This window comes from Agromyces sp. CCNWLW203 (assembly GCF_036576125.1).
GTDB lineage: Bacteria > Actinomycetota > Actinomycetes > Actinomycetales > Microbacteriaceae > Agromyces.
This window is the reverse complement of the sequence record NZ_JAZHYX010000003.1, coordinates 138,144-161,089: the sequence shown is the minus strand read 5'-3', so window position 1 is coordinate 161,089 and position 22,946 is coordinate 138,144. Positions and strand designations below refer to the sequence as shown.

Below are 22,946 nucleotides of genomic sequence, written 5' to 3'. Positions count from 1 at the left end.
ACGGCGGATGCCGCGGCGACACGTGTCGCCGCGGCATCCGCCGTTCTCGTTGCGGTGCGGCCGGCCAGGCCTGCTCGGGCCGTCGGGCGGTGTCGTCGGCCGCTTGTAGTCTTGGGGGGTGTCGGACCCAGATAAGCCCACCCTCCTCGTCGTCGACGGTCATTCGCTGGCCTTCCGGGCCTTCTACGCCCTCCCAGTCGACAGTTTCACGACCCGTGACGGCCAGCACACGAACGCCATCCACGGCTTCCTGTCGATGCTGCTCCTGCTGCTCGCGAACGAGAAGCCGACGCACATCGCCGTCGCCTTCGACATCTCGCGCGCCTCGTTCCGCACGCGCGAATACCCCGAGTACAAGGGCACGCGCGGCGAGACGCCGGTCGAGTTCAAGGGGCAGGTCCCGCTGCTGCAAGACGCCCTGAAGGCGATGGGCGTGCGCACCCTCGAGAAAGAGGACTACGAGGCCGACGACATCCTCGCGACGCTCGCGGCCCGCGGTCGCGACGAGGGGTACCGTGTGCTCCTCGTCTCGGGCGACCGCGACACCATCCAACTCGTCAACGACGACGTCACGCTGCTCTACCCGAACACGCAGGGCGTCTCGCAGCTGAAGCGCTACGACACCGACGCGGTCGTCGAGCGCTACGGCATCCGTCCCGAGCAGTACCCCGACATCGCGGCGCTCGTCGGCGAGACGAGCGACAACCTCATCGGCATCACCAAGGTCGGCGAGAAGACCGCCGTCAAGTGGCTCGGGCTCTACGGCTCGCTCGACGGCATCCTCGAGCACGCCGACGAGATCAAGGGCGTCGTCGGCCAGAACCTGCGCGACGAGAAAGAGAACGCGATCCGCAACCGCCGCCTCAACCGACTCGTCACCGACGTCGATCTCGACGTCACGATCGACGAGCTCGCGGCGAAGCCGATCGACATCGACGCGGTGCAGCCGCTCTTCGAGCGACTCGAGTTCCGCACGCTGTTCGAGCGCATGAAGAAGATCGTGGCAGGCAACGGCAACGGCAACGGCGCGGCCGCGGCATCCGCTGCACCTGCGGCCCCGGCTGCAGATGCGCCCGCGGCTCCCGCTGCGCCGACCCCGCGGCGACTCCTCGACGAAGAGCTCGCCGCCTGGATCGAGCGCGCCGTCGCCGCGGAGCCCGCGGGTCTCGGCCTCAGCATCGAGGTGCTCGACGGCGTCGTCATCGGCGCCGGCATCGCGACGGCGACCGAGTCCGTGCACCTGCCGTGGCAGGCGGGCCGCAGCGACTACGCGCCGTTCGAGGCGTGGCTCGCGAGCGATGCACCGAAGATCATGACCGACGCGAAGCCCCAGCTCAAGGCGCTCATGCGCTCGGGTCTTGCGATCGACGGGCTCGTCGTCGACACGCTCGTCGCCGGATGGCTCGTGCGGCCGATCCTCGCCGAGAAGACGCTCGCCGACCTCGTCGAGCGCTACCTCGGCGAGACCGTGCCGCAGGGCGATCCTGCGCAGCTCGTGCCCGAAGAGGGCAGTGACGCGGGCGCCCCCGAGTACGCGTGGTACTCGCTCCGCGTCGCGCCCGTCGTGCTCCGCGCCCTGCCCGAGAGCTCGCGGCAGCTGCTCGCCGACGTCGAGATGCCGCTCGTGCCGGTGCTCGCGGCCATGGAGGTGCGCGGCGTCACCGTCGACCACGCCGAGCTCGCCGCGCTCTCGACCGAGCTCGGCGCGCGCGCGGCCGGCCTCGCCGAGGCGGCCTTCGCCGAGATCGGCCGCGAGGTGAACCTCGGTTCGCCGAAGCAGCTGCAAGAGGTGCTCTTCGACCAGCTCGGCATGCCGAAGACCAGGGCGACGAAGACCGGGTACACGACCGACGCGAGCGCGCTGGCCGACCTGCAGGAGTCGAACCCGCACCCGTTCCTCGGCTATCTGCTCGAGCACCGCGACGCCACGAAGCTGCGGCAGATCGTCGAGTCGCTCGACAAGTCGATCGCCGCCGACGGCCGCATCCACACGAGCTACGGGCAGATCGGCGCGGCCACGGGCCGCATGTCGTCGAACGACCCGAACCTGCAGAACATCCCGATCCGCACCGAAGACGGCCGGCGCATCCGCAAGGCCTTCCGGCACGGCCCCGAGTACACCGAGCTGCTCACCGCCGACTACTCGCAGATCGAGATGCGCATCATGGCGCACCTGTCGGGCGACCCCGGGCTCATCGAGGCGTTCAACGCCGGTGAAGACCTGCACCGCTTCGTCGGCGCGCGCGTGTTCTCGGTCGATCCCGCCGACGTCACGCCCGTCATGCGCACGAAGGTGAAGGCCATGTCGTACGGCCTCGCCTACGGGCTCAGTGCCTTCGGCCTGTCGAAGCAGCTCCGCATCGATCGCGCCGAGGCGACGCAGCTCATGAAGGAGTACTTCGAGCGCTTCGGTGCGGTGCGCGACTACCTGCGCATGGTCGTCGAGCAGGCGAAGATCGACGGTTACACCGAGACGATCTTCGGCCGACGGCGCCCCTTCCCCGATCTCAACAGCCCGAACCGGGTGCTGCGCGAGAACGCCGAGCGCGCGGCGCTCAACTCGCCGATCCAGGGTTCGGCGGCCGACATCATCAAGATCGCGATGTCGCGCATCGAACACGACCTCGCGGCGCAGGGCCTGGCGAGCCGCATGCTCCTTACCGTGCACGACGAACTCATCTTCGAGGTCGCGGCGGGGGAGTCCGAGACGCTCGAGACGCTCGTGCGCGAGCGCATGGCGAGTGCGGCCGAGCTGCTCGTGCCGCTCGACGTGCAGATCGGTCGCGGCGCCAACTGGGAGGACGCGGCGCACTGACGGCGACCGGTGAGCGAAGTGCGCGACGTCGGCGGGCTGCCATAGGCTCGCTCTCATGGCATCGAGTGAACGCACCCCGACCGACGTCGATCGCATCGCAGAGGGCTGGGTCGACACGCTCGTCGAGTTGAACCCCGGCGTCGGCACCTACATCGGCCGCACGACGTTCGACGATCGGCTCGCCGATTACTCGCCCGAGGGCCACGAGCGCTCGATCGCCGCCACCCGCGAGGCGCTCACGGCGCTCCGTGCCGCGACGCCGGTCGACGACGTCGATCGCATCACCGTCGCCGACCTCGGCAGCGAACTCGAACTCGAGCTCGAGCGGCACGATGCCGGGCTCCACCTGCGCGACCTCAACGTGATCGCGAGCCCTGCTCAAGACATCCGCGAGGTGTTCGACCTCATGCCGACCGACGCCCCTGAGGAGTGGGAGCGCATCGCGACCCGCCTCGAGGCGGTTCCCGCGGCGCTCGACGGGTACATCGCGACCCTGCGGGAGGGCATCGCCCAGGGCACGGTGCCCGCCGCTCGGCAGGTGCGCGAGGTCGCGGCGCAGGCACGACGCATCGCGAAGCCCGACGGGTTCTTCGGCACGTTCGCCGGCTCGGCGAAGGCCACCGGCGGCGCCGACCTCCCCGCCTCGCTCACGAATCACCTCGGCTCCGGCGCAGCGGCTGCGGCAGCCTCGTACGGCCGACTCGCCGAGTTCCTCGAGACCGAGCTGCACCCGGTCGCCGGCGAACGAGACGGCGTCGGGCGCGAGATCTACGCGCTCCAGTCGCGTCACTTCCTCGGTGCGACGATCGACCTCGACGAGACCTACGAGTGGGGCATCGAAGAACTCGCCCGCATGGTCGCCGAGCAGGAGTCGATCGCGAACGAGATCGTGCCCGGGGCATCCGTTCACGACGCGATCGCCTTCCTCGACGGCGATCCGTCGCGCAAGCTCCACGGCACCGACGCGCTGCAGCGCTGGATGCAGGAGACGAGCGACCGCGCCGTCGCCGAGCTCGCCGGCACGCAGTTCGACATCCCCGCCGAGATCCGCACGCTCGAGTGCATGATCGCCCCGACGCAAGAGGGCGGCATCTACTACACGGGGCCGAGCGACGACTTCTCACGCCCCGGTCGCATGTGGTGGTCGGTGCCCGAGGGCGTCACCGAGTTCGACACCTGGCGCGAGCTCACGACCGTGTACCACGAGGGTGTACCCGGCCATCACCTGCAGATCGGCCAGGCCGTCGTGAACCGCGGCCAGCTGAACACCTGGCGGCGCCAACTCGCCGGCACGTCCGGCCATGCAGAGGGCTGGGCGCTCTACGCGGAGCGGCTCATGCAGGGCCTCGGCTACCTCGACGACCCGGCCGACCGGCTCGGCATGCTCGACGGCCAGCGCATGCGCGCCGCCCGCGTCGTGCTCGACATCGGCGTGCACCTCGGCAAGCAGCGACCCGACGGGCAGGGTGCCTGGACCGGCGAGTACGCCTTCGAGTTCCTCGGGCGCAACGTCAACATGAACGAGGGCTTCGTGCGCTTCGAGGTCAACCGCTACCTCGGCTGGCCGGGACAGGCGCCGTCGTACAAGGTCGGCCAGCGCATCTGGGAGCAGTTGCGCGACGAGGTGGCGCGCCGCGAGGGCGCCTCGTTCGACATCCGCGAGTTCCACCGCAACGCACTCTCGCTCGGCGGCGTCGGGCTCGACACCCTGCGCACCGCGCTGCTCGGCTGATCGCGCGGTCCGTGTCGACATCGCAGCTGCCGAGCGAACCCCCGGTTTCGTCGGCGGATGCCGCGACGGCGCCCTCGCCGTACGCGCAGGCGCTCGGCGCGGCTGTCGTCGAGCTCGATCCCGGTCTGCAGCGCTACTTCTCCCAGGTGCCCGACGGTGCGGTCGGTCGCGGCATCGGCATGTTCGAGATCGTCGGTACGCCCCGCCGCTGGCTGTGGCCGATGCTCGCCGTGCTCGGTCGCTGGGGCGTCCTCTTCCCGGTGCACGAGGTCGAGGTGCCGTTCACCATCGAGAATCGCTGCACAGCGACCGGCGCGCTCCATGCCGTTCGCCGCTTCGAGTTCCGATCCGGTTCGCGCGAGATGATCGACGAGGTGAGTACCCGGAACGGTCGTGTGGTCGATTCGCTCGGCACTGGAGGGCGCTTGCGCGTGGCGTTCGAGGCGGACGCGATCGACGGTGCGCTCGTGCTGCGGTCGACGGCGGTCGGCATTCGACTGGGCCGGCTGCGACTGCGGATCCCGCCCGCCGCGGCGCCGCTCGCGCGACTCATCGAACGGTACGACGCGTCATCGGCTCGACAGCACGTGCGATTCACCCTCGATGCGCCGCTCCTCGGCCGCATCTACGAGTACGCGGGTTCGTTCGCCTACGCGATCGAGCCGGAGAATCCCGCATGACGCGCATGGTCATCGCCGGGGCGTCCGGCTTCATCGGCGGGTACCTCGTCGAGCGGTATCGCACAGCGGGCATCGAGGTGCGCACGATCGGGCGCGGCCCGTCGGCGGATGCCGCGTGGGGTGACTCAGCGGCCATCGCCCGGGTCGTCGACGGCAGCGACGTGCTCGTGAACCTCGCCGGCAAGAGTGTCAACTGCAGGTACACGCCGCGCAATCGCGCCGAGATCATCCGCTCGCGGGTCGAGACCACGTCGGCCCTGCGCGCGGCCGTGGCGTCGGTCGAGTCGCCGCCCCCGGTGTGGTTCAACTCCTCGACGGCGACGATCTACCGGCACGCCGAAGATCACCCCATGACCGAGCGCGACGGGGAGATCGGCAGCGGCTTCTCGGTCGAGGTGGCGAAGGCGTGGGAGTCGGAGTTCTTCGCCGGAGACCTGCCGTCGACGAGGCGGATCGCGCTTCGCATCGCGATCGTGCTCGGCGACGGCAGCGTCATGCGCCCGCTGGCGAGGCTCGCACGAATCGGCCTCGGCGGACCGCAACTCGACGGGAGGTGGCCCGCGACGCGCGCTCGGCGGGCTGCGGGAACGCACCACGAATTCCGCGCGCGCGGCGGACGGCAGCGCTTCAGCTGGGTGCACATCGACGACGTCGCCGGCATCATCGACTTCCTCACGGCGCGGCCCGGTCTCGATGGCGTCGTCAACGTCAGCGCCCCGAACCCCAGCGACAACCGCACCCTGATGCGAACGATCCGCCGATTGCTCGGGGTGCCGTTCGGCATTCCGGCGTTTCGCTGGATGCTCGAGCCCGGGTCCGCGGCGATCCGCACCGAGACCGAGCTCGTGCTGAAGAGCCGATGGGTCGTTCCCGAGCGGCTGCTCGACGCCGGCTACGAGTTCGAGCACCCCGACCTCGAGCCGGCGCTCCGCGGCATCCTGAAGCCCGATTCGGTGCACGGCGGGGCCGTCGCAGCTCGCGCGACGGGGGAGTGAAGCGGCCGTTTGCCAATGACCGAGCGGTTCCGTTAGGATTGAGCGTCACTCGTGTGACATCCCTGTCCGCATGCCCATCGCGGAATCAACATATCGCTCTCCCACGCGATGGGCTCGATTTTGTCCTTTACGGAGCATTCACTACATGACAACCGCAACGACCAAGGCGCCCAAGCAGGTCGCGATCAACGACATCGGATCTGCTGACGATTTCCTCGCCGCGGTCGAAAAGACTTTGAAGTTCTTCAACGACGGCGACCTCATCGAGGGCACCGTCGTGAAGATCGACCGCGACGAGGTCCTCCTCGACGTCGGCTACAAGACCGAGGGTGTCATCCCCTCGCGTGAGCTTTCGATCAAGCACGACGTCGACCCCAGCGAGGTCGTCGGCGTCGGCGACACCGTCGAGGCCCTCGTTCTCCAGAAGGAGGACAAGGAAGGCCGCCTCATCCTGTCGAAGAAGCGCGCTCAGTACGAGCGTGCGTGGGGCGACGTCGAGAAGATCAAGGAAGCCGACGGCGTCGTGACCGGTTCGGTCATCGAGGTCGTCAAGGGCGGCCTCATCGTCGACATCGGCCTCCGGGGCTTCCTCCCGGCATCGCTCATCGAGCTTCGCCGTGTTCGCGACCTCACGCCGTACCTCGGCCAGGAGATCGAGGCGAAGATCCTCGAGCTCGACAAGAACCGCAACAACGTCGTGCTCTCGCGCCGCGCGCTCCTCGAGCAGACGCAGTCCGAGTCGCGTTCGACGTTCCTCGCGAACCTCCACCCGGGACAGATCCGCAAGGGTGTCATCTCGTCGATCGTCAACTTCGGTGCGTTCGTCGACCTGGGCGGCGTCGACGGTCTCGTCCACGTCTCCGAGCTCTCGTGGAAGCACATCGAGCACGCCTCCGAGGTCGTCGAGGTCGGTCAGGAAGTCACCGTCGAGGTGCTCTCCGTCGAGCTCGACCGCGAGCGCGTCTCGCTGTCGCTCAAGGCGACGCAGGAGGACCCGTGGCAGGTCTTCGCCCGTACCCACGCGATCGGTCAGGTCGCCCCGGGTAAGGTCACGAAGCTCGTTCCGTTCGGCGCGTTCGTTCGTGTCGCAGACGGCATCGAGGGCCTCGTCCACATCTCCGAGCTGTCGGGCAAGCACGTCGAGCTCGCAGAGCAGGTCGTGTCGGTCGGCGAAGAGGTCTTCGTCAAGGTCATCGACATCGACCTCGAGCGTCGCCGCATCTCGCTCTCGCTGAAGCAGGCGAACGAGGGCGTCGACCCCGAGGGCACCGAGTTCGACCCGGCGCTCTACGGCATGCTCACCGAGTACGACGAGGCGGGCAACTACAAGTACCCCGAGGGCTTCGACCCCGAGACCAACGAGTGGCGCGAGGGCTTCGAGGCCCAGCGCGAGAAGTGGGAGCAGGACTACGCTGCAGCCCAGGCTCGCTGGGAGGCTCACAAGAAGCAGGTCGCCGCGGCGAACGCTGCTGCTGTGGCCGACGACTCGTTCACCTCGAGCGCTGCATCGTTCTCGAGCGACTCGGCCGGCGCGGGCACCCTCGCCGACGACGCGTCGCTCGCGGCGCTGCGCGAGAAGCTCTCGAGCAACAACTAGTCGTTACCCGCGATCCGTCGCGGTTCGACACGGAAGGCCGGTCCCCTCGGGGGCCGGCCTTCCGGCGTTTCATGGGGCGGTCGACGGATGTCGCGCGGCTCGCGTTCGTCGACGACGGCGCACGGCGATGACGACGAGCGCGGCGATCGCCGCGATGCCGAGCACGACCAGCACGGGCGCGAGGATCGCGGCGAAGGCGAGTGCGAACGCGCCGGCGTCCTCGGCGGCACTCGCGACGGGCGCGCCGACTCCCGCGGTGGCGGCGTTGACCATCGGGCGCGTGATCGCCTTGGCGAGGTGCACGAGGAGCGCGAGTCCGACGCCGATCGCGATCGGCACCCACTGCTGAGAGGCGAAGAACGCCTCGGGGTCGGTGACCGCGGTCGTCGTTGCGCTCACCCCCGAGCCGAAGGCGAGGCCGCCGGCAGTGGGCCGCACGATCGTCTGCACGATGTCGTTCATCGAGTCGAGGCCGGGCACCTTGTCGGCGACGAACTCGATGACGAGCAGCACGACGAGGATGAGCAGGACCCACTCGTTCGAGAGCCAGGCCCACTGCGGCGGCAGCTCGATGAGGCCGGTGAACCGGTCGAGGGCGCCGATCACCACGAGGGGGATCCAGGCGTTCAGGCCGGCCGCGAGCGCGAGCCCGGTTCCCGTCAGCAGTTCGAGCATCTTCGCCTCCTGAGCCGTCGCACGAGTGTCGCACGATTAGAGTGGGAGCGTGTATCTGATCGGTCTCACGGGCGGCATCGCCTCAGGCAAGTCCACGGTCGCGCGTCGACTCTACGAACACGGCGCCGTGCACATCGACGCCGACCAGCTCGCGCGCCGGGTCGTCGAACCGGGAAAGCCCGCGCTTGCCGCGATCGTCGAGGAGTTCGGCTCCGACGTGCTGCAGCGCGACGGCTCGCTCGACCGCGCCAAGCTCGGCGAGCGCGTGTTCGGCGACGCTGAGCAGCTGGCGAAGCTCAATGCGATCGTGCACCCCGCGGTGCGCGAGCTGTCGGCCCGCCTGATCGAGAAGGCCGAGCAGGAGGACCCGGATGCCGTCGTGGTCTACGACGTGCCGCTGCTCGTCGAGGCGGCTGTCGATCACCCCTTCGACCTCATCGTCGTGACCAATGCACCCCGGCGCGCCCAGGTCGATCGTCTCGTCGAGAACCGGGGTCTCGACCGCGGTCTCGCCGAGGCGCGCGTCGATGCCCAGGTCGACAACACGGCTCGCCTCGCCATCGCCGACGTCGTCATCGACACCGACGGCACGCTGGCGCACACGATGAGCCAGACCGACGACCTCTGGCAGCGCATCGTCGAAGCGCGTCGCGCGCGGGCCTGAACCGGCGCCTTCGTGCGCTGACAGGCGGCTCACAGGGGGAGTGTCGGCGGGCGCTCCTAGACTGGAGAGCATGCAGGCCACACGTTCAGTTCGGCCGTTCGAGGTCATCAGCGAATACACGCCGAGCGGCGATCAGCCGGCGGCGATCGCCGAGCTCGCGGCACGCATCAACGCCGGTGAGACCGACGTCGTGCTGCTCGGCGCGACCGGCACCGGCAAGTCGGCGACGACCGCCTGGCTCATCGAGCAGGTGCAGCGGCCGACCCTCGTGCTGGCGCACAACAAGACCCTGGCGGCGCAGCTCGCCAACGAGTTCCGCGAACTCCTGCCGAACAACGCCGTCGAGTACTTCGTCTCGTACTACGACTACTACCAGCCCGAGGCGTACGTACCGCAGACCGACACCTTCATCGAGAAAGACAGCTCGATCAACGCCGAGGTCGAGCGGCTCCGGCACTCCACCACCAACTCGCTCCTGAGCCGTCGCGATGTCGTGGTCGTGTCATCCGTCTCGTGCATCTACGGACTCGGCACGCCCGAAGAGTACCTCGGCGCGATGATGCCGCTGCAGGTCGGCCAGAGGGTCGATCGCGACTGGCTCATCCGCAAGTTCGTCTCGATGCAGTACCAGCGCAACGATGTCGACTTCTCACGCGGCAACTTCCGCGTGCGCGGCGACACGATCGAGATCATCCCGATCTACGAAGAGCTCGCGATCCGCATCGAGATGTTCGGCGACGAGATCGAGGCGCTCTACAGCCTGCATCCGCTGACCGGTCAGGTCGTCGCGAAGCTCGATTCGGTGCCCGTCTTCCCGGGTTCCCACTACGTCGCGAGCACCGAGGTCATGCAGCGCGCGATCGGCACCATCCGCATCGAGCTCGAGGAGCGGCTTGCCGAGCTCGAGCGCGAAGGCAAGCTGCTCGAGGCGCAGCGCCTCCGCATGCGCACGACGTTCGACCTCGAGATGATGGAGCAGATCGGGTTCTGCTCCGGCATCGAGAACTACTCGCGGCACATCGACGGCAGGCAGGCCGGCGAGGCTCCGCACTGCCTGCTCGACTACTTCGCCGACGACTTCCTCGTGGTCATCGACGAGTCCCACGTCACGGTGCCGCAGATCGGCGCGATGTACGAGGGCGACTCCTCGCGCAAGCGCACGCTCGTCGAGCACGGGTTCCGTCTGCCGAGCGCGCTCGACAACCGGCCCCTCAAGTGGGACGAGTTCAAGGCGCGCGTCGGCCAGACCGTCTACCTCTCGGCGACGCCCGGGCGCTACGAGATGGGCATCGCCGACGGCGTGGTGCAGCAGATCATCCGCCCGACGGGGCTCGTCGACCCGCAGATCGTGGTGAAGCCCTCGAAGGGCCAGATCGACGACCTGCTCGACGAGATCCGCACTCGTGCCGGCCGCGACGAGCGTGTGCTCGTCACGACCCTCACGAAGAAGATGGCCGAAGAGCTCACCGACTTCCTCACCGAGGCGGGGGTGCGCGTTCGCTACCTGCACTCCGACGTGGATACGCTGCGCCGCGTCGAGCTGCTCACCGAACTGCGCGCCGGCGTCTACGACGTGCTCGTGGGCATCAACCTCCTGCGTGAGGGGCTCGACCTGCCCGAGGTCTCGCTCGTCGCGATCCTCGACGCCGACAAAGAGGGATTCCTGCGTTCCTCGACCTCCCTCATCCAGACCATCGGCCGCGCCGCGCGAAACGTCTCCGGCGAGGTGCACATGTACGCCGACGTACTGACCGACTCGATGAAGTCGGCGATCGACGAGACGACGCGTCGACGTGACATGCAGCTCGAGTACAACCGCGTCAACGGCATCGACCCCCAGCCGCTCCGCAAGCGCATCGCCGACATCACCGACGTGCTCGCTCGAGAAGAGGCCGACACGGCGGCGCTCCTCGCCGGCCGCGACGCGAAGAAGAAGACCTCGGTGCCGAACCTCCGCCGTGAGGGCATCGCGGCCGCCGGCGCGAACGATCTCGAAGACATCATCCGCGACCTCAACGACCAGATGCTGGTCGCGGCCGGCGAGCTGAAGTTCGAGCTGGCAGCGCGTCTCCGCGACGAGGTCTCCGACCTCAAGCGCGAGCTCCGCCAGATGGAAAAGGCCGGCCACCTGGGCTGATCGCGCACCGATTCGAACGTATGTTCGCTCAGAGCGCGTGTGCTCGAGGCATCCGTGTCGGTGGGTCTCTTTAGACTCGTAGGGTGCCAGTTTCACGTCTCGATGCCCATTCGCACCTGAGTGTCCGCGGTGCCCGCGTGCACAACCTGCAGAACGTCGACGTCGAGATCCCGCGCGATGCGATGGTGGTCTTCACGGGGCTCTCGGGCTCCGGCAAGTCGTCGCTCGCGTTCGACACGATCTTCGCCGAGGGGCAGCGCCGCTACGTCGAGTCGCTCTCGGCCTACGCTCGGCAGTTCCTCGGGCAGGTCGACCGGCCCGACGTCGACTTCATCGAGGGGCTCAGCCCTGCCGTGTCGATCGACCAGAAGTCGACGAACCGCAACCCGCGTTCGACCGTCGGCACGATCACCGAGATCTACGACTACATGCGACTGCTGTGGGCGCGCATCGGCGTGCCGCACTGCCCGGTGTGCGGTGAGCGCATCCAGCGCCAGACGGTGCAGCAGATCGCCGATCAGCTCATGGAGCTGCCCGAGGGCACGCGCTACCAGGTCGTCAGCCCGGTCGTCTCGAAGAAGAAGGGCGAGTTCGTCGACCTCTTCCGCGACCTCGCCGCACAGGGGTACTCCCGCGCCGTCGTCGACGGCGACGTGATCCGTCTCGACGACCCGCCGAAACTCAAGAAGCAGATCAAGCACGACATCTCCGTCGTCATCGACCGACTCATGGCCGCCCCCGAGCTGCTCGGCCGACTCACCGACTCGCTCGAGACCGCATTGCGCCTGACCGACGGCCTCGTGCAGATCAACTACGTCGACGAGACCGGCCCCGCAGCGTGGGCCACGTTCTCCGAGAAGCTCTCGTGTCCGAACCAGCACCCCATTCAGCTGACCGAGATCGAGCCGCGAACCTTCTCGTTCAACGCGCCGTTCGGCGCCTGCCCCGAGTGCTCGGGGCTCGGCACCCGCATGTCGGTCGATGATGCGCTGCTCCTCGGCGACCAGAGCCTCAGCATCGCCGACGGCGTCATCCTGCCGTGGACCTCGCAGGGCAAGAGCCTCTACAACTACTACGAGAAGCTGCTCGGCGGTCTCGCCCGAGACCTCGACTTCTCGCTCGACACCCCGTGGGAGGAGCTCGACGAGGTCGCACGTCAGGCGGTGCTGCGCGGCGACAACTTCGAGGTCAAGGTCAAGTGGCGCAACCGCTACGGCCGTGAGATGAGCTACACCTCGGGCTTCGAGGGCGTCGTGCCCTACATCGAGCGCCAGTACCTGCAGGCCGAGACCGACGTGCAGCGTGCGCGGTGGTCCGAGTACCTCCGCGAGGTGCCCTGCCCCGTCTGCGACGGCAAGCGGCTGAAGCCCGAGGTGCTCTCGGTGCTGATCCACGACCACAGCATCGCCGACGTCGGGCTGCTCAGCCTGACCGACGCTCGTTCGTTCATGGACCGTCTCGAACTCACCGATCGCGAGCAGGCGATCGCCGCGCAGGTGCTGCGGGAGATCAAGCTGCGCCTCGACTTCCTCATCCGCGTCGGGCTCAGCTATCTCGACCTCTCGCGTGCCGCGGCCACCCTCTCGGGCGGTGAGGCGCAGCGCATCCGGCTCGCGACCCAGATCGGTTCCGGCCTGACCGGCGTGCTCTACGTGCTCGACGAACCGAGCATCGGGCTGCATCAGCGCGACAACCGTCGCCTCATCGATACGCTCATCGCGCTCCGCGACCTCGGCAACACGCTGATCGTCGTCGAGCACGATGAAGACACGATCCGCACGGCCGACTGGATCGTCGACATCGGGCCGGGCGCCGGTGTCAACGGCGGCACGGTCGTGCACTCGGGCAGCTACGCCGATCTCGTGAAGAACACGCGTTCGTTGACCGGCGACTACCTGTCAGGTCGCCGAGAGATCGCGATCCCCGAGCAGCGTCGTGCGATCGACACCGAGCGCATGATCATGGTGCAGGGCGCCGAGGCCAACAACCTGCGCGGCGTCGACGTCGAGTTCCCGCTCGGCGTGCTGACCGCCGTCACCGGAGTGAGCGGTTCTGGCAAGTCGTCGCTCGTCAACGACATCCTCTACCGGGTGCTCGCCAACCGCCTGAACGGTGCGCGCAAGGTGCCCGGCAAGCACCGGCGGGTCACCGGCCTCGACCAGCTCGACAAGGTCGTGCACGTCGACCAGGCGCCGATCGGCCGCACGCCACGATCGAACCCGGCGACCTACACGGGTGTCTTCGACCGTATCCGCACGCTCTTCTCCGAGACCACCGAGGCGAAGGCGCGCGGCTATCTGCCTGGCCGCTTCAGCTTCAACGTCAAGGGCGGGCGCTGCGAGGCGTGCTCGGGCGACGGCACGATCAAGATCGAGATGAACTTCCTGCCCGACGTCTACGTCGCGTGCGAGGTGTGCGGCGGTCAGCGCTACAACCGTGAGACGCTGCAGGTGCACTACAAGGGCAAGAACATCGCCGAGGTGCTCGAGATGCCGATCAGCGAGGCGGCCGAGTTCTTCGAGCCGATCTCCGCGATCCACCGCTATCTGAAGACCCTCGTCGACGTCGGCCTCGGCTACGTGCAGCTCGGCCAGAGCGCCACGACGCTCTCCGGTGGCGAGGCGCAGCGCGTGAAGCTCGCGACCGAACTGCAGCGACGGTCGAACGGCCGCAGCGTCTACGTGCTCGACGAACCCACCACGGGGCTTCACTTCGAAGACGTGCAGAAGCTCCTCAAGGTGCTCGGCAAGCTCGTTGACAAGGGCAACACGGTCATCGTGATCGAGCACAGCCTCGATGTGATCAAGTCGGCCGACTGGATCATCGACCTCGGCCCCGAGGGCGGGTCGGGCGGCGGGCAGATCGTGGCGACCGGCACTCCCGAGCAGGTCGCCGCCGTGCCCGACAGCCACACCGGGTACTTCCTGCGCGAGATCCTCGACTCGGCCTCGGTGCGAGCCGCGGTCGCCAGCTGAGGCGATGAGCACCGCGCTGTCGAGCAGGGACGACACCGTCCCGTACCGCCCGAAGAAGGGCGAGATCCCGACCAGTCCGGGGGTCTACCGATTCCGCGATGCCGACCGGCGGGTGCTCTACGTCGGCAAGGCCAAGAACCTCCGGGCTCGCCTCTCGAACTACTTCGCGCCGCTCCGCACGCTGCACGAGCGAACGCGTCGCATGGTCACGACGGCCACGTCGGTGGAGTGGACGGTCGTCGCCAACGAGGTCGAGGCGCTGCAGCTCGAGTTCACGTGGATCAACGAGTTCGATCCGCCGTTCAACGTGCAGTTCAAGGACGACAAGTCGTACCCCTACCTCGCGGTCACGCTGGCCGACGAGGCACCGCGCGCGGTCGTCACCCGCAATCGCAACATCCGCGGGGCCAGGTACTTCGGGCCGTACCCCAAGGTGTGGGCGGTCAACGAGACGCTCGAGATCCTGCTCAAGCTCTTCCCGATCCGCACGTGCAAAGACTCCGACTACCGAAGGGCGATGGCCAGCGGCAAGCCGTGCTTCGCCGGGCAGATCGGCCGCTGCTTCGGGCCGTGTTCCGGCCTCGTGACGCTCGAGGAGCATCGCGAGAGCGTCGACCGCTTCGTCTCGTTCATGCAGAACCAAGACCGCCGCATCCTCGGTGAACTCACGCAGCGCATGCGTTCGGCCGCAGCCGTGCAGGACTACGAGTCCGCCGCGCGGCTCCGCGACCGCCTGCAGGCGGCGACCTCGTTCTTCGAGAAGAGCGCCGTGGTGCTCGGCGAGAAGGTCGACATCGACGTGTTCGGCATCGACCACGACGAGCTCGCCGCAGCGGTGCAGCTGTTCATCGTGCGCGGTGGACGCATCCGAGGCGTGCGCTCGTGGACCGTCGACAAGGAGCTCGACGTGCCGCTCGGCGAACTCGTCGACTCGGTCGTGCAGAACGCATACGGCGACGGGGGAGTGCCGGCCGCCGAGGTCGTCATTCCAGAACTCCCCGACGACGCCGAGGCACTCGAGACGTGGCTCGGCACGATCGCTGGCCGCAAGGTGCGCCTCCGCGCCGCGCAGCGCGGCGACAAGGCGGCACTGCTCGCGACCGCGACGCAGAACGCCAAGCAGACCCTGATGCTCTACAAGACGCGCCGCAGCGCCGACTTCACGACGCGCTCGCGCGCCCTCGAAGACATCCAAGAGGCACTCGGCATGGCCGATGCGCCGCTTCGCATCGAGTGCTACGACGTCTCGCACCTCAGCGGCACGAACATCGTCGCCTCGATGGTCGTCTTCGAAGACGGGCTGCCCCGCAAAGACGAGTACCGCCGGTTCACCATCCCGAACTCGACCGACGACACCGACTCGCTGCATCAGGTGCTCACGCGCCGCCTCGCCTATCTGAAGGCGCCAGATTCGATCGGCTCGCCGATCGAACCGATCGAAGCGAACGTCACCGGCGACGGAGCAGATGTGCCCGACGGCGAGACGGATGCCGCGGCATCCGAACGCCGCAAGAAGTTCGCCTACCGACCGAACCTGCTCATCGTCGACGGCGGGCAGCCGCAGGTGGCAGCGGCGGCTCGCGCGCTCGAGGAGTCCGGCGTCGAGGGCATCTACCTCTGCGGCATCGCGAAGCGCCTCGAAGAGATCTGGACTCCCGACGGCGACTATCCCGTGATCCTGCCCCGAAACAGCGATGCACTCTTCCTCTTCCAGCGCGTGCGCGACGAAGCGCACCGCTTCGCAATCACCCATCAGCGACAGCGGCGCAAGCGCGACATGGGGAGCGTGCTCTCCGAGATCCCCGGGCTCGGGCCGTCGCGCGTGAAGCAGTTGCTGCGCCATTTCGGATCGGTCAAGCAGCTGCGCGCGGCATCCGAAACCGACATCGCCGAGGTGAAGGGAATCGGCCCGACGCTCGCGGCGACCGTGCACCGCGCCCTGCACGCCGATGGCGCCCCCGCACCCAGATAGGCTGGGGTGTCGACACGCGGAAGGGGGCCTCGACACGATGACCGCAGATTCCGAGCAGCAGGAGATGCTGATCGTCACCGGCATGTCCGGTGCAGGACGCTCGACCGTCGGCAATGCGCTCGAAGATCTCGGCTGGTACGTCGTCGACAACCTCCCGCCCCAGATGCTGCGCCCCCTCGTCGAACTCGTCGAACGAGCCGGCACCTCGCTGCCGCGCATCGCGGCGATCGTCGACATCCGCGGCCGCGACTTCTTCTCCGAGCTCCGCGAGATCATCCAGGCCCTCCGCACCGGTGTCAGCGTGCGCGTCGTCTTCCTCGACGCGACCGATGCCGTGCTCGTGCGCCGGTTCGAGTCGGTTCGCCGGCCGCACCCGCTGCAGGGCAATGGCACCCTCCTCGACGGCATCGGCGCAGAGCGCGCGCGCCTCGCCGAGCTCCGCGAGGCGAGCGACATCGTCGTCGACACCTCCGACCTGAACATCCACCAGCTCGCGACCCTCATCACCGAGACCTTCGCCGAGGCGGGTCACGCGGGACTCCGCGTCACCATGCAGAGCTTCGGCTTCAAGTACGGCGTGCCCTCCGACGCCGACCTCGTCGCTGACGCGCGCTTCCTGCCGAATCCGTTCTGGATCCCCGAGCTTCGCCATCTCACGGGCGACGACGCCGTCGTCTCGGAGTACGTGCTGAGCCAGCCAGGCGCCATGGAGTTCGTCGAGGCGTACGTGAAGGCGCTCGACCCCGTGCTCGCCGGCTATCAGCGCGAGAACAAGCGGCACGCGACGATCGCGATCGGATGCACCGGCGGCAAGCACCGCTCGGTCGCCCTGGTTCGCGAGCTGGCGAAGCGCATCGCCGCGCTTCCCGGCGTCGCCGTGAGCGTGAAGGATCGGGACCTCGGCCGCGAGTGATCGCCGGCCCTGCAACACATGAGAGATGGGACGACAAGTGGCACTGACCGCTGACGTGAAAGAAGAACTGGCGCGCGTCGAGGTGTCGAAGACCGGGGTCAGGGTCGCCGAACTGGCCTCGATCCTCCGGTTCGCCGGGGGACTGCACATCATCTCCAACCGCATCGCGATCGAGGCGGAGCTCGACTCCCCGACGCTCGTGCGCCGAGTGACGCGCGACCTGGGTGAGATCTACGGGGTGCGCCCCGACGTCTCGGTGATCTCGCCGACCGGCATGCGACGCACGAACCAGTACCTCGTGCGCGTGCTCGAAGGCGGCGAGACGCTCGCCCGTCAGACGGGGTTGCTCGATGCACGGCGTCGTCCGGTTCGCGGCCTGCCGAACAAGCTCACGACGGGGTCGCGCGACGAGGTCGCCGCCATCTGGCGCGGCGCGTTCCTCGCGAAGGGCAGCCTGACCGACCCCGGTCGTTCAGCCGCGCTCGAGGTCACCTGCCCGGGCAATGAGACCGCCATGGCGCTCGTCGGCGCTGCTGGCCGGCTCGGCATCTCGGCGAAGGCGCGCGAGGTGCGCGGCGTGCACCGCGTCGTCATCCGCGACGGCGAGGCGATCAGCGCGATGCTCGCGGTCATGGGCGCCACCGAGACGGTGCGCAACTGGGAGGAGCTGCGGCAGCGCCGCGAGGTGCGTGCAACCGCGAACCGTCTCGTGAACTTCGACGATGCGAATCTCCGTCGTTCCGCGCAGGCGGCCGTCGCGGCCTGCGCTCGCGTCGAGCGCGCGATGGAACTCCTCGGCGAGGGCATCCCCGACCATCTGAAGTACGCTGGCGAGCTGCGCCTGGCCCACCGCGAGGCGAGCCTCGACGAGCTGGGCCATTACGCCGACCCGCCCATGACGAAGGACGCGGTCGCGGGTCGCATCAGGCGTCTCCTCGCGATGGCCGACAAGAAGGCCGCCGATCTCGGCGTGCCGGGCACCGACGCGAACCTTCCCGCCGATCTCGACGAGGTCTGAGCGGATGCTCCGGCGGCGCTGCCGCTCGGAGCGTGCACATTCGGTCATGCAGCTCTCCGCGGCATCCGTCATACGGTGTCAAGCCCGCTGCGCATCACGGGTGCCGAAGCTGCCTCGGGCATAGACTCGAGAGGCAGCCGCGGAATCCCGGGGATACGCCCGGGGACCCGGCGCATCTGACAAGGAGAAGCAATGGCCGACTACACCCTCCCCGATCTTCCCTACGACTACTCGGCGCTCGAGCCGGCGATCAGCGGAACGATCATGGAGCTGCACCATTCGAAGCACCACCAGGCGTACGTGACGGGCGCCAACACCGCGCTCGCGCAGCTCGCCGAGGCTCGTGACTCGGGCAACCTCGCGAACGTCAACAAGCTCGAGAAGGACCTCGCGTTCAACCTCGGTGGCCACGTCAACCACTCCATCTTCTGGACCAACCTCTCGCCCGAGGGCGGCGACAAGCCGACCGGTGATCTCGCCGCGGCGATCGACGACCAGTTCGGTTCGTTCGACAAGTTCCAGGCTCACTTCACGGCGACGGCTCTCGGCGTGCAGGGCTCCGGCTGGGCCGTGCTGGCATGGGATTCGCTCGGAGAACGCCTGATCATCGTTCAGTTCTTCGATCAGCAGGGCAACCTCCCCGCGGGCATCGTGCCGCTCCTGATGCTCGACGTCTGGGAGCACGCCTACTACCTCGACTACAAGAACGTGCGAGCCGATTACGTCAAGGCGTTCTGGAACATCGCGAACTGGGAGAACGTCCAGAAGCGCTTCACGACCGCTGGTGAGAAGACCTCAGGGCTGCTGCTACTGTCGTAAACGGATGGTGTCCCCGGGCCCGTCCGGGGACACCGCCGTCCGACCAGTTCACCCCGTGAAAGTGCGCGTTCGCGCCATCGTCAATCAGGAGACATCTGTGTCTGTAAAGATCGGCATCAACGGCTTCGGCCGTATCGGCCGCAACTACCTCCGTGCCGCCCTCGCTCAGGGCGCCGACCTCGAGATCGTCGCCGTGAACGACCTCACCGACAACAAGACGCTCGCCCACCTCCTGAAGTACGACTCCATCACGGGTCGCCTGGACGCGACGGTCGACTACGACGAGAACAACATCATCGTCGACGGCAAGCCCATCAAGGCCTTCTCGGAGCGCGACCCCTCGAACCTGCCCTGGGGCGAGCTCGGCGTCGACATCGTCATCGAGTCGACGGGCTTCTTCACCAAGGCCGCCGACGCGCGCAAGCACATCGAGGCCGGCGCGAAGAAGGTCCTCATCTCGGCTCCCGCCACCGAAGAGGACGCGACGTTCGTCATGGGTGTCAACGAGCACGAGTACGACCCCGCGTCGCACCACATCATCTCCAACGCGTCGTGCACGACCAACTGCCTGGCCCCCCTCGCGAAGGTCTTCAACGACGCATTCGGCATCGAGCGCGGCCTCATGACCACGGTGCACGCCTACACCGCCGACCAGAACTTGCAGGACGGCCCTCACAAGGACCTGCGCCGCGCCCGCGCCGCCGCCGTCAACATCGTGCCGACCTCGACCGGTGCAGCCAAGGCCATCGGCCTCGTGCTGCCCGAGCTCGTCGGCAAGCTCGACGGCTTCGCGCTGCGCGTGCCCGTGCCCACCGGGTCGATCACCGACCTCACCGTCACCTCGTCGCGCCCCGTGACGGTCGACGAGGTCAAGGCCGCCTACAAGGCTGCCGCAGAGGGCCCCATGAAGGGCATCCTGAAGTACACCGAAGACGAGATCGTCTCGAGCGACATCGTCTCCGACCCGCACTCGTCGATCTTCGACGCCGGCCTGCTCCGAGTCCTCGGCGACCAGGTCAAGCTCTCGAGCTGGTACGACAACGAGTGGGGCTACTCCAACCGTCTCGTCGACCTCACCGAGTACGTCGCCGACCGACTCTGAATCGAGCCCCAGTGACCCTGCGAACGATCGATTCCCTCGGTCCGCTCGCCGGCAAGCGCGTCGTCGTCCGTTGTGACCTGAACGTCCCCCTCCGGGACGGGGTCATCACGGACGACGGCCGCGTGCGGGCATCGGTCCCCACCCTGGCGGCGCTCGTCGCCCAGGGCGCCCGCGTGATCGTGGTCTCCCACCTCGGTCGACCCGACGGTGCACCCGACCCCCAGTACAGCCTCGGGCCCGTCGCCACGCGCCTCGGTGAACTCCTCGACGCGCCGGTCGCCTTCGCGACCGACACGGTCGGTACGGATGCCGCGGAGAAGGTCGCCGCCCTCGGCGACGGCGAGGTGCTCGTGCTCGAGAACCTCCGTTTCAACCCGGGGGAGACCTCGAAGAACGAGGCCGAGCGCACGGCGTTCGCCGGTGAGCTCGCCGAGTTCGCCGACGCGGTCGTCTCCGACGGCTTCGGCGTCGTGCACCGCAAGCAGGCGAGCGTCTACGAGCTCGAGCAGCTCCGTCCGAGCGCAGCGGGCCTGCTCATCGCGGCCGAGCTCGACGTGCTCGACCGGCTCACCGAGAACCCCGAGCGCCCGTACACCGTCGTGCTCGGTGGTTCGAAGGTCTCCGACAAGCTCGGGGTCATCGCACACCTGCTGCCGCGCGTCGACGCACTCCTCATCGGGGGCGGCATGCTGTTCACCTTCCTCGCCGCCCAGGGGCACAAGGTCGGGTCGAGCCTGCTCGAGGCCGACCAGATCGGCACCGTGAAGGGCTACCTCGCCGAGGCGGCCGAGCGCGGCGTCGACATCGTGCTGCCGACGGATGTGGTCGTGGCCGCCTCGTTCTCGGGCGAAGCCGAGCACGTCGTCGCTCCCGCCGAAGCGATCGAGCAGACGCCGTTCGGGGCATCCGGTCTCGGGCTCGACATCGGGCCCGACACGGCCTCGGAGTTCGCGAACCGCATCCGCGGCTCGAAGACGGTGTTCTGGAACGGCCCGATGGGCGTGTTCGAGCTCGCGCCGTTCGCGGCCGGCACGCGCGTGGTCGCGGCGGCCCTGACCCAGGTCGACGGCCTCAGCGTCGTCGGCGGCGGCGACTCTGCTGCCGCAGTTCGTCAACTCGGCTTCGAAGACGCTCAGTTCGGTCACATCTCGACCGGCGGAGGCGCGAGCCTCGAGTTCCTCGAAGGTAAGAAACTTCCCGGACTGGAGGTCCTCGGATGGCAGTGAAGCGCACCCCGTTCATCGCAGGCAACTGGAAGATGAACCTCGATCACCTGCAGTCGATCGCGTTCGTTCAGAAGCTCGCGTGGGCTCTCGCCGACGCGAAGCACGACTTCGCCGACGCTGAGGTCGCGGTCTTCCCGCCGTTCACCGACCTTCGTTCGGTGCAGACGCTCGTGGCCGCCGACTCCCTGCCCATCGGCTACGGGGCGCAGGATGTCTCGGCGCACGACTCCGGTGCCTACACCGGTGAGATCTCCGGGGCGTTCCTCAAGCAGCTCGACTGCCGGTACGTGATCATCGGTCACTCCGAACGACGCACGCTGCACGCGGAGTCCGACGCCGAGGTCAACGCCAAGGTCAAGGCCGCGCATCGTCACGGCCTCGTGCCGGTCGTCTGCGTCGGCGAGACCGCGGAAGACCTCGAGGCCCACGGGCCGAGCGCCGTGCCCATCGCGCAGCTGCGCGCCGCCCTCGACGGCGTCGACGGCTCGAAGGGGCTCGTCGTCGCGTACGAGCCAGTCTGGGCGATCGGATCCGGGCAGGCGGCGACGCCCGCCCAGGCCGAGCAGGTCGCGGCTGCGCTGCGTGCGCTCCTCGTCGAGCTCGTCGGCGAAGAGGTCGCGCAGTCGACCCGCGTGCTGTACGGCGGTTCGGTGAAGGCGGCGAACATCGCCTCGTTCCTGCGCGAACCGAATGTCGACGGGGCCCTCGTCGGCGGCGCAAGCCTCGACATCCCCGAGTTCGCGAGCATCGTGCGGTTCAAGAAGCACGTCGGAGCCTGATTTCCCGTGCCCGGGAGCGCGTGCGCTCCCGGGCACGGCCATGCTTCCGGCTATACTCGAATGTCGGCATCGACCCCATCTGTCGTGCCCGGAAAGGTTCACCCGTGGAGATTCTCCAGGTCGTCCTGCAGGTGCTGCTCGGTCTCACGAGCCTGCTGCTGACGTTGCTCATCCTGCTGCACAAGGGGCGTGGCGGTGGCCTGTCCGACATGTTCGGCGGCGGTGTCACCTCGAGCCTCGGTGCCTCCGGTGTCGCCGAGCGCAACCTGAACCGCATCACGGTCATCCTCGCGCTCGTGTGGATCACCTGCATCGTCGTGCTCGGCCTCATCACCAAGTTCGACTCCGGAATCTGACGGGAAGCACCATGGCATCAGGAAACAGCGCCATCCGCGGCTCGCGCGTCGGCGCGGGCCCCATGGGCGAGCAGGATCGTGGCTTCCACGCCGATCGTGTCGCCATCAGCTACTGGGACGCCCACGGCAACGAGACCGTGCGCTACTTCTCGGCGACCCTCCCCGAAGAGGAGATCCCCGAGACCATCGACAGCCCGTCGACCGGGCTCCCGGCCGGCCGCGACCGCGAGAACCCGCCGTCGGTGTCGAAGCTCGAGCCCTACAAGACGCACCTCGCATACGTGAAGGAGCGCCGCACCGACGAAGAGGCCGCTGCACTGCTCGACGATGCACTCACGCAGCTCCGCACGCGTCGCGGTCAGGCCCCCAAGGCCTGATCAGAGTCGCGAACGCGAGAAGGGGGGGGGGGGGGGGGGGGCGCGGGGGGGGGGGGGGGGGGGGGTGGGGGGGGGGGGGTGGGGGGGGGGCGGGGGGGGGGGGTGGGGTGGTGG

Annotated in this window: 18 protein-coding genes; 17 read left to right on the top strand and 1 reads right to left on the bottom strand. The window is 68.3% G+C overall.

What is annotated here, in order from left to right; translation table 11 throughout:
* Nucleotides 1-118: 118 nt before the first annotated feature.
* The 5 genes from polA to rpsA all read left to right on the top strand — a co-directional run bounded on the left by polA (nt 119) and on the right by rpsA (nt 7,819).
* Nucleotides 119-2,815 carry a DNA polymerase I gene (polA, locus tag VPH61_RS08890; RefSeq protein ID WP_332063148.1) on the top strand — a complete coding sequence of 899 codons (2,697 nt, stop codon included), beginning with the start codon at nt 119-121 and terminating at the stop codon, nt 2,813-2,815.
* Between the two features lie 55 nt (nt 2,816-2,870).
* Nucleotides 2,871-4,547, top strand: coding sequence for a DUF885 domain-containing protein (locus VPH61_RS08885; RefSeq protein ID WP_332063147.1), 1,677 nt, complete (start codon nt 2,871-2,873; stop codon nt 4,545-4,547).
* 11 nt (nt 4,548-4,558) lie between these two features.
* Nucleotides 4,559-5,227, top strand: a complete 669-nt coding sequence (locus tag VPH61_RS08880; RefSeq protein WP_332063146.1) for a DUF4166 domain-containing protein — start codon at nt 4,559-4,561, stop codon at nt 5,225-5,227.
* Nucleotides 5,224-6,222, top strand: coding sequence for an epimerase (locus VPH61_RS08875; RefSeq protein ID WP_332063145.1), 999 nt, complete (start codon nt 5,224-5,226; stop codon nt 6,220-6,222). Before VPH61_RS08880 ends, VPH61_RS08875 begins: the two co-directional genes overlap by 4 nt.
* A gap of 145 nt (nt 6,223-6,367) precedes the next feature.
* Entirely contained in the window at nt 6,368-7,819 is a 1,452-nt protein-coding gene (rpsA, locus tag VPH61_RS08870; RefSeq protein WP_332063144.1) for a 30S ribosomal protein S1, read from the top strand.
* A 69-nt stretch (nt 7,820-7,888) separates the two neighbouring features.
* Here rpsA and VPH61_RS08865 read toward each other — a convergent pair whose 3' ends face one another.
* Nucleotides 7,889-8,494 carry a DUF4126 domain-containing protein gene (locus VPH61_RS08865; RefSeq protein WP_332063143.1) on the bottom strand — a complete coding sequence of 202 codons (606 nt, stop codon included), beginning with the start codon at nt 8,492-8,494 and terminating at the stop codon, nt 7,889-7,891.
* Nucleotides 8,495-8,543: 49 nt separating this feature from the next.
* Here VPH61_RS08865 and coaE point away from each other — a divergent pair, with 49 nt between their 5' ends.
* The 12 genes from coaE to VPH61_RS08805 all read left to right on the top strand — a co-directional run bounded on the left by coaE (nt 8,544) and on the right by VPH61_RS08805 (nt 22,832).
* Entirely contained in the window at nt 8,544-9,158 is a 615-nt protein-coding gene (gene coaE, locus VPH61_RS08860) for a dephospho-CoA kinase (protein ID WP_332063142.1), read from the top strand.
* 70 nt (nt 9,159-9,228) lie between these two features.
* The gene (gene uvrB, locus VPH61_RS08855; protein ID WP_332063141.1) at nt 9,229-11,295 is read left to right on the top strand and encodes an excinuclease ABC subunit UvrB; all 2,067 of its coding nucleotides are present in this window, start codon (nt 9,229-9,231) and stop codon (nt 11,293-11,295) included.
* A gap of 83 nt (nt 11,296-11,378) precedes the next feature.
* A complete protein-coding gene (gene uvrA / locus VPH61_RS08850; protein ID WP_332063140.1) occupies nt 11,379-14,270 on the top strand; it encodes an excinuclease ABC subunit UvrA in 2,892 nt (963 codons plus the stop codon).
* Nucleotides 14,271-14,274: 4 nt separating this feature from the next.
* Nucleotides 14,275-16,242 (top strand): excinuclease ABC subunit UvrC, encoded by a 1,968-nt coding sequence (gene uvrC, locus VPH61_RS08845; protein WP_332063139.1) that lies wholly within the window; start codon nt 14,275-14,277, stop codon nt 16,240-16,242.
* A gap of 37 nt (nt 16,243-16,279) precedes the next feature.
* Nucleotides 16,280-17,155, top strand: coding sequence for an RNase adapter RapZ (gene rapZ / locus VPH61_RS08840; protein WP_332063138.1), 876 nt, complete (start codon nt 16,280-16,282; stop codon nt 17,153-17,155).
* Between the two features lie 37 nt (nt 17,156-17,192).
* Nucleotides 17,193-18,173: a DNA-binding protein WhiA gene (gene whiA, locus VPH61_RS08835; protein WP_332063137.1), complete on the top strand. Its 981-nt coding sequence runs from the start codon at nt 17,193-17,195 to the stop codon at nt 18,171-18,173.
* Between the two features lie 192 nt (nt 18,174-18,365).
* Nucleotides 18,366-18,992, top strand: coding sequence for a superoxide dismutase (locus VPH61_RS08830; RefSeq protein WP_056009223.1), 627 nt, complete (start codon nt 18,366-18,368; stop codon nt 18,990-18,992).
* Nucleotides 18,993-19,089: 97 nt separating this feature from the next.
* Nucleotides 19,090-20,094, top strand: a complete 1,005-nt coding sequence (gene gap, locus VPH61_RS08825; RefSeq protein WP_332063136.1) for a type I glyceraldehyde-3-phosphate dehydrogenase — start codon at nt 19,090-19,092, stop codon at nt 20,092-20,094.
* 11 nt (nt 20,095-20,105) lie between these two features.
* Complete coding sequence (locus VPH61_RS08820) at nt 20,106-21,320, top strand: phosphoglycerate kinase (protein WP_332063135.1); 1,215 nt, start codon at nt 20,106-20,108, stop codon at nt 21,318-21,320.
* Complete coding sequence (gene tpiA, locus VPH61_RS08815) at nt 21,311-22,099, top strand: triose-phosphate isomerase (protein ID WP_332063134.1); 789 nt, start codon at nt 21,311-21,313, stop codon at nt 22,097-22,099. Before VPH61_RS08820 ends, tpiA begins: the two co-directional genes overlap by 10 nt.
* A 104-nt stretch (nt 22,100-22,203) precedes the next feature.
* On the top strand, nt 22,204-22,455 hold the full coding sequence (secG, locus tag VPH61_RS08810) for a preprotein translocase subunit SecG (RefSeq protein WP_056650599.1): 252 nt from the start codon (nt 22,204-22,206) through the stop codon (nt 22,453-22,455).
* Nucleotides 22,456-22,466: 11 nt separating this feature from the next.
* A complete protein-coding gene (locus VPH61_RS08805) occupies nt 22,467-22,832 on the top strand; it encodes an RNA polymerase-binding protein RbpA (protein ID WP_056009211.1) in 366 nt (121 codons plus the stop codon).
* The last annotated feature ends 114 nt before the right edge of the window (nt 22,833-22,946 follow it).

Excerpts from the sequence above, each read along its gene's own strand:
- VPH61_RS08885 (WP_332063147.1), top strand. The coding sequence starts at position 2,871 with ATGGCATCGAGTGAACGCACCCCGACCGACGTCGATCGCATCGCAGAG.
- VPH61_RS08875 (WP_332063145.1), top strand. The coding sequence starts at position 5,224 with ATGACGCGCATGGTCATCGCCGGGGCGTCCGGCTTCATCGGCGGGTAC.
- rpsA (WP_332063144.1), top strand. The coding sequence starts at position 6,368 with ATGACAACCGCAACGACCAAGGCGCCCAAGCAGGTCGCGATCAACGAC.
- VPH61_RS08865 (WP_332063143.1), bottom strand. The coding sequence starts at position 8,494 with ATGCTCGAACTGCTGACGGGAACCGGGCTCGCGCTCGCGGCCGGCCTG.
- uvrB (WP_332063141.1), top strand. The coding sequence starts at position 9,229 with ATGCAGGCCACACGTTCAGTTCGGCCGTTCGAGGTCATCAGCGAATAC.
- uvrC (WP_332063139.1), top strand. The coding sequence starts at position 14,275 with ATGAGCACCGCGCTGTCGAGCAGGGACGACACCGTCCCGTACCGCCCG.
- rapZ (WP_332063138.1), top strand. The coding sequence starts at position 16,280 with ATGACCGCAGATTCCGAGCAGCAGGAGATGCTGATCGTCACCGGCATG.
- VPH61_RS08830 (WP_056009223.1), top strand. The coding sequence starts at position 18,366 with ATGGCCGACTACACCCTCCCCGATCTTCCCTACGACTACTCGGCGCTC.
- tpiA (WP_332063134.1), top strand. The coding sequence starts at position 21,311 with ATGGCAGTGAAGCGCACCCCGTTCATCGCAGGCAACTGGAAGATGAAC.
- VPH61_RS08805 (WP_056009211.1), top strand. The coding sequence starts at position 22,467 with ATGGCATCAGGAAACAGCGCCATCCGCGGCTCGCGCGTCGGCGCGGGC.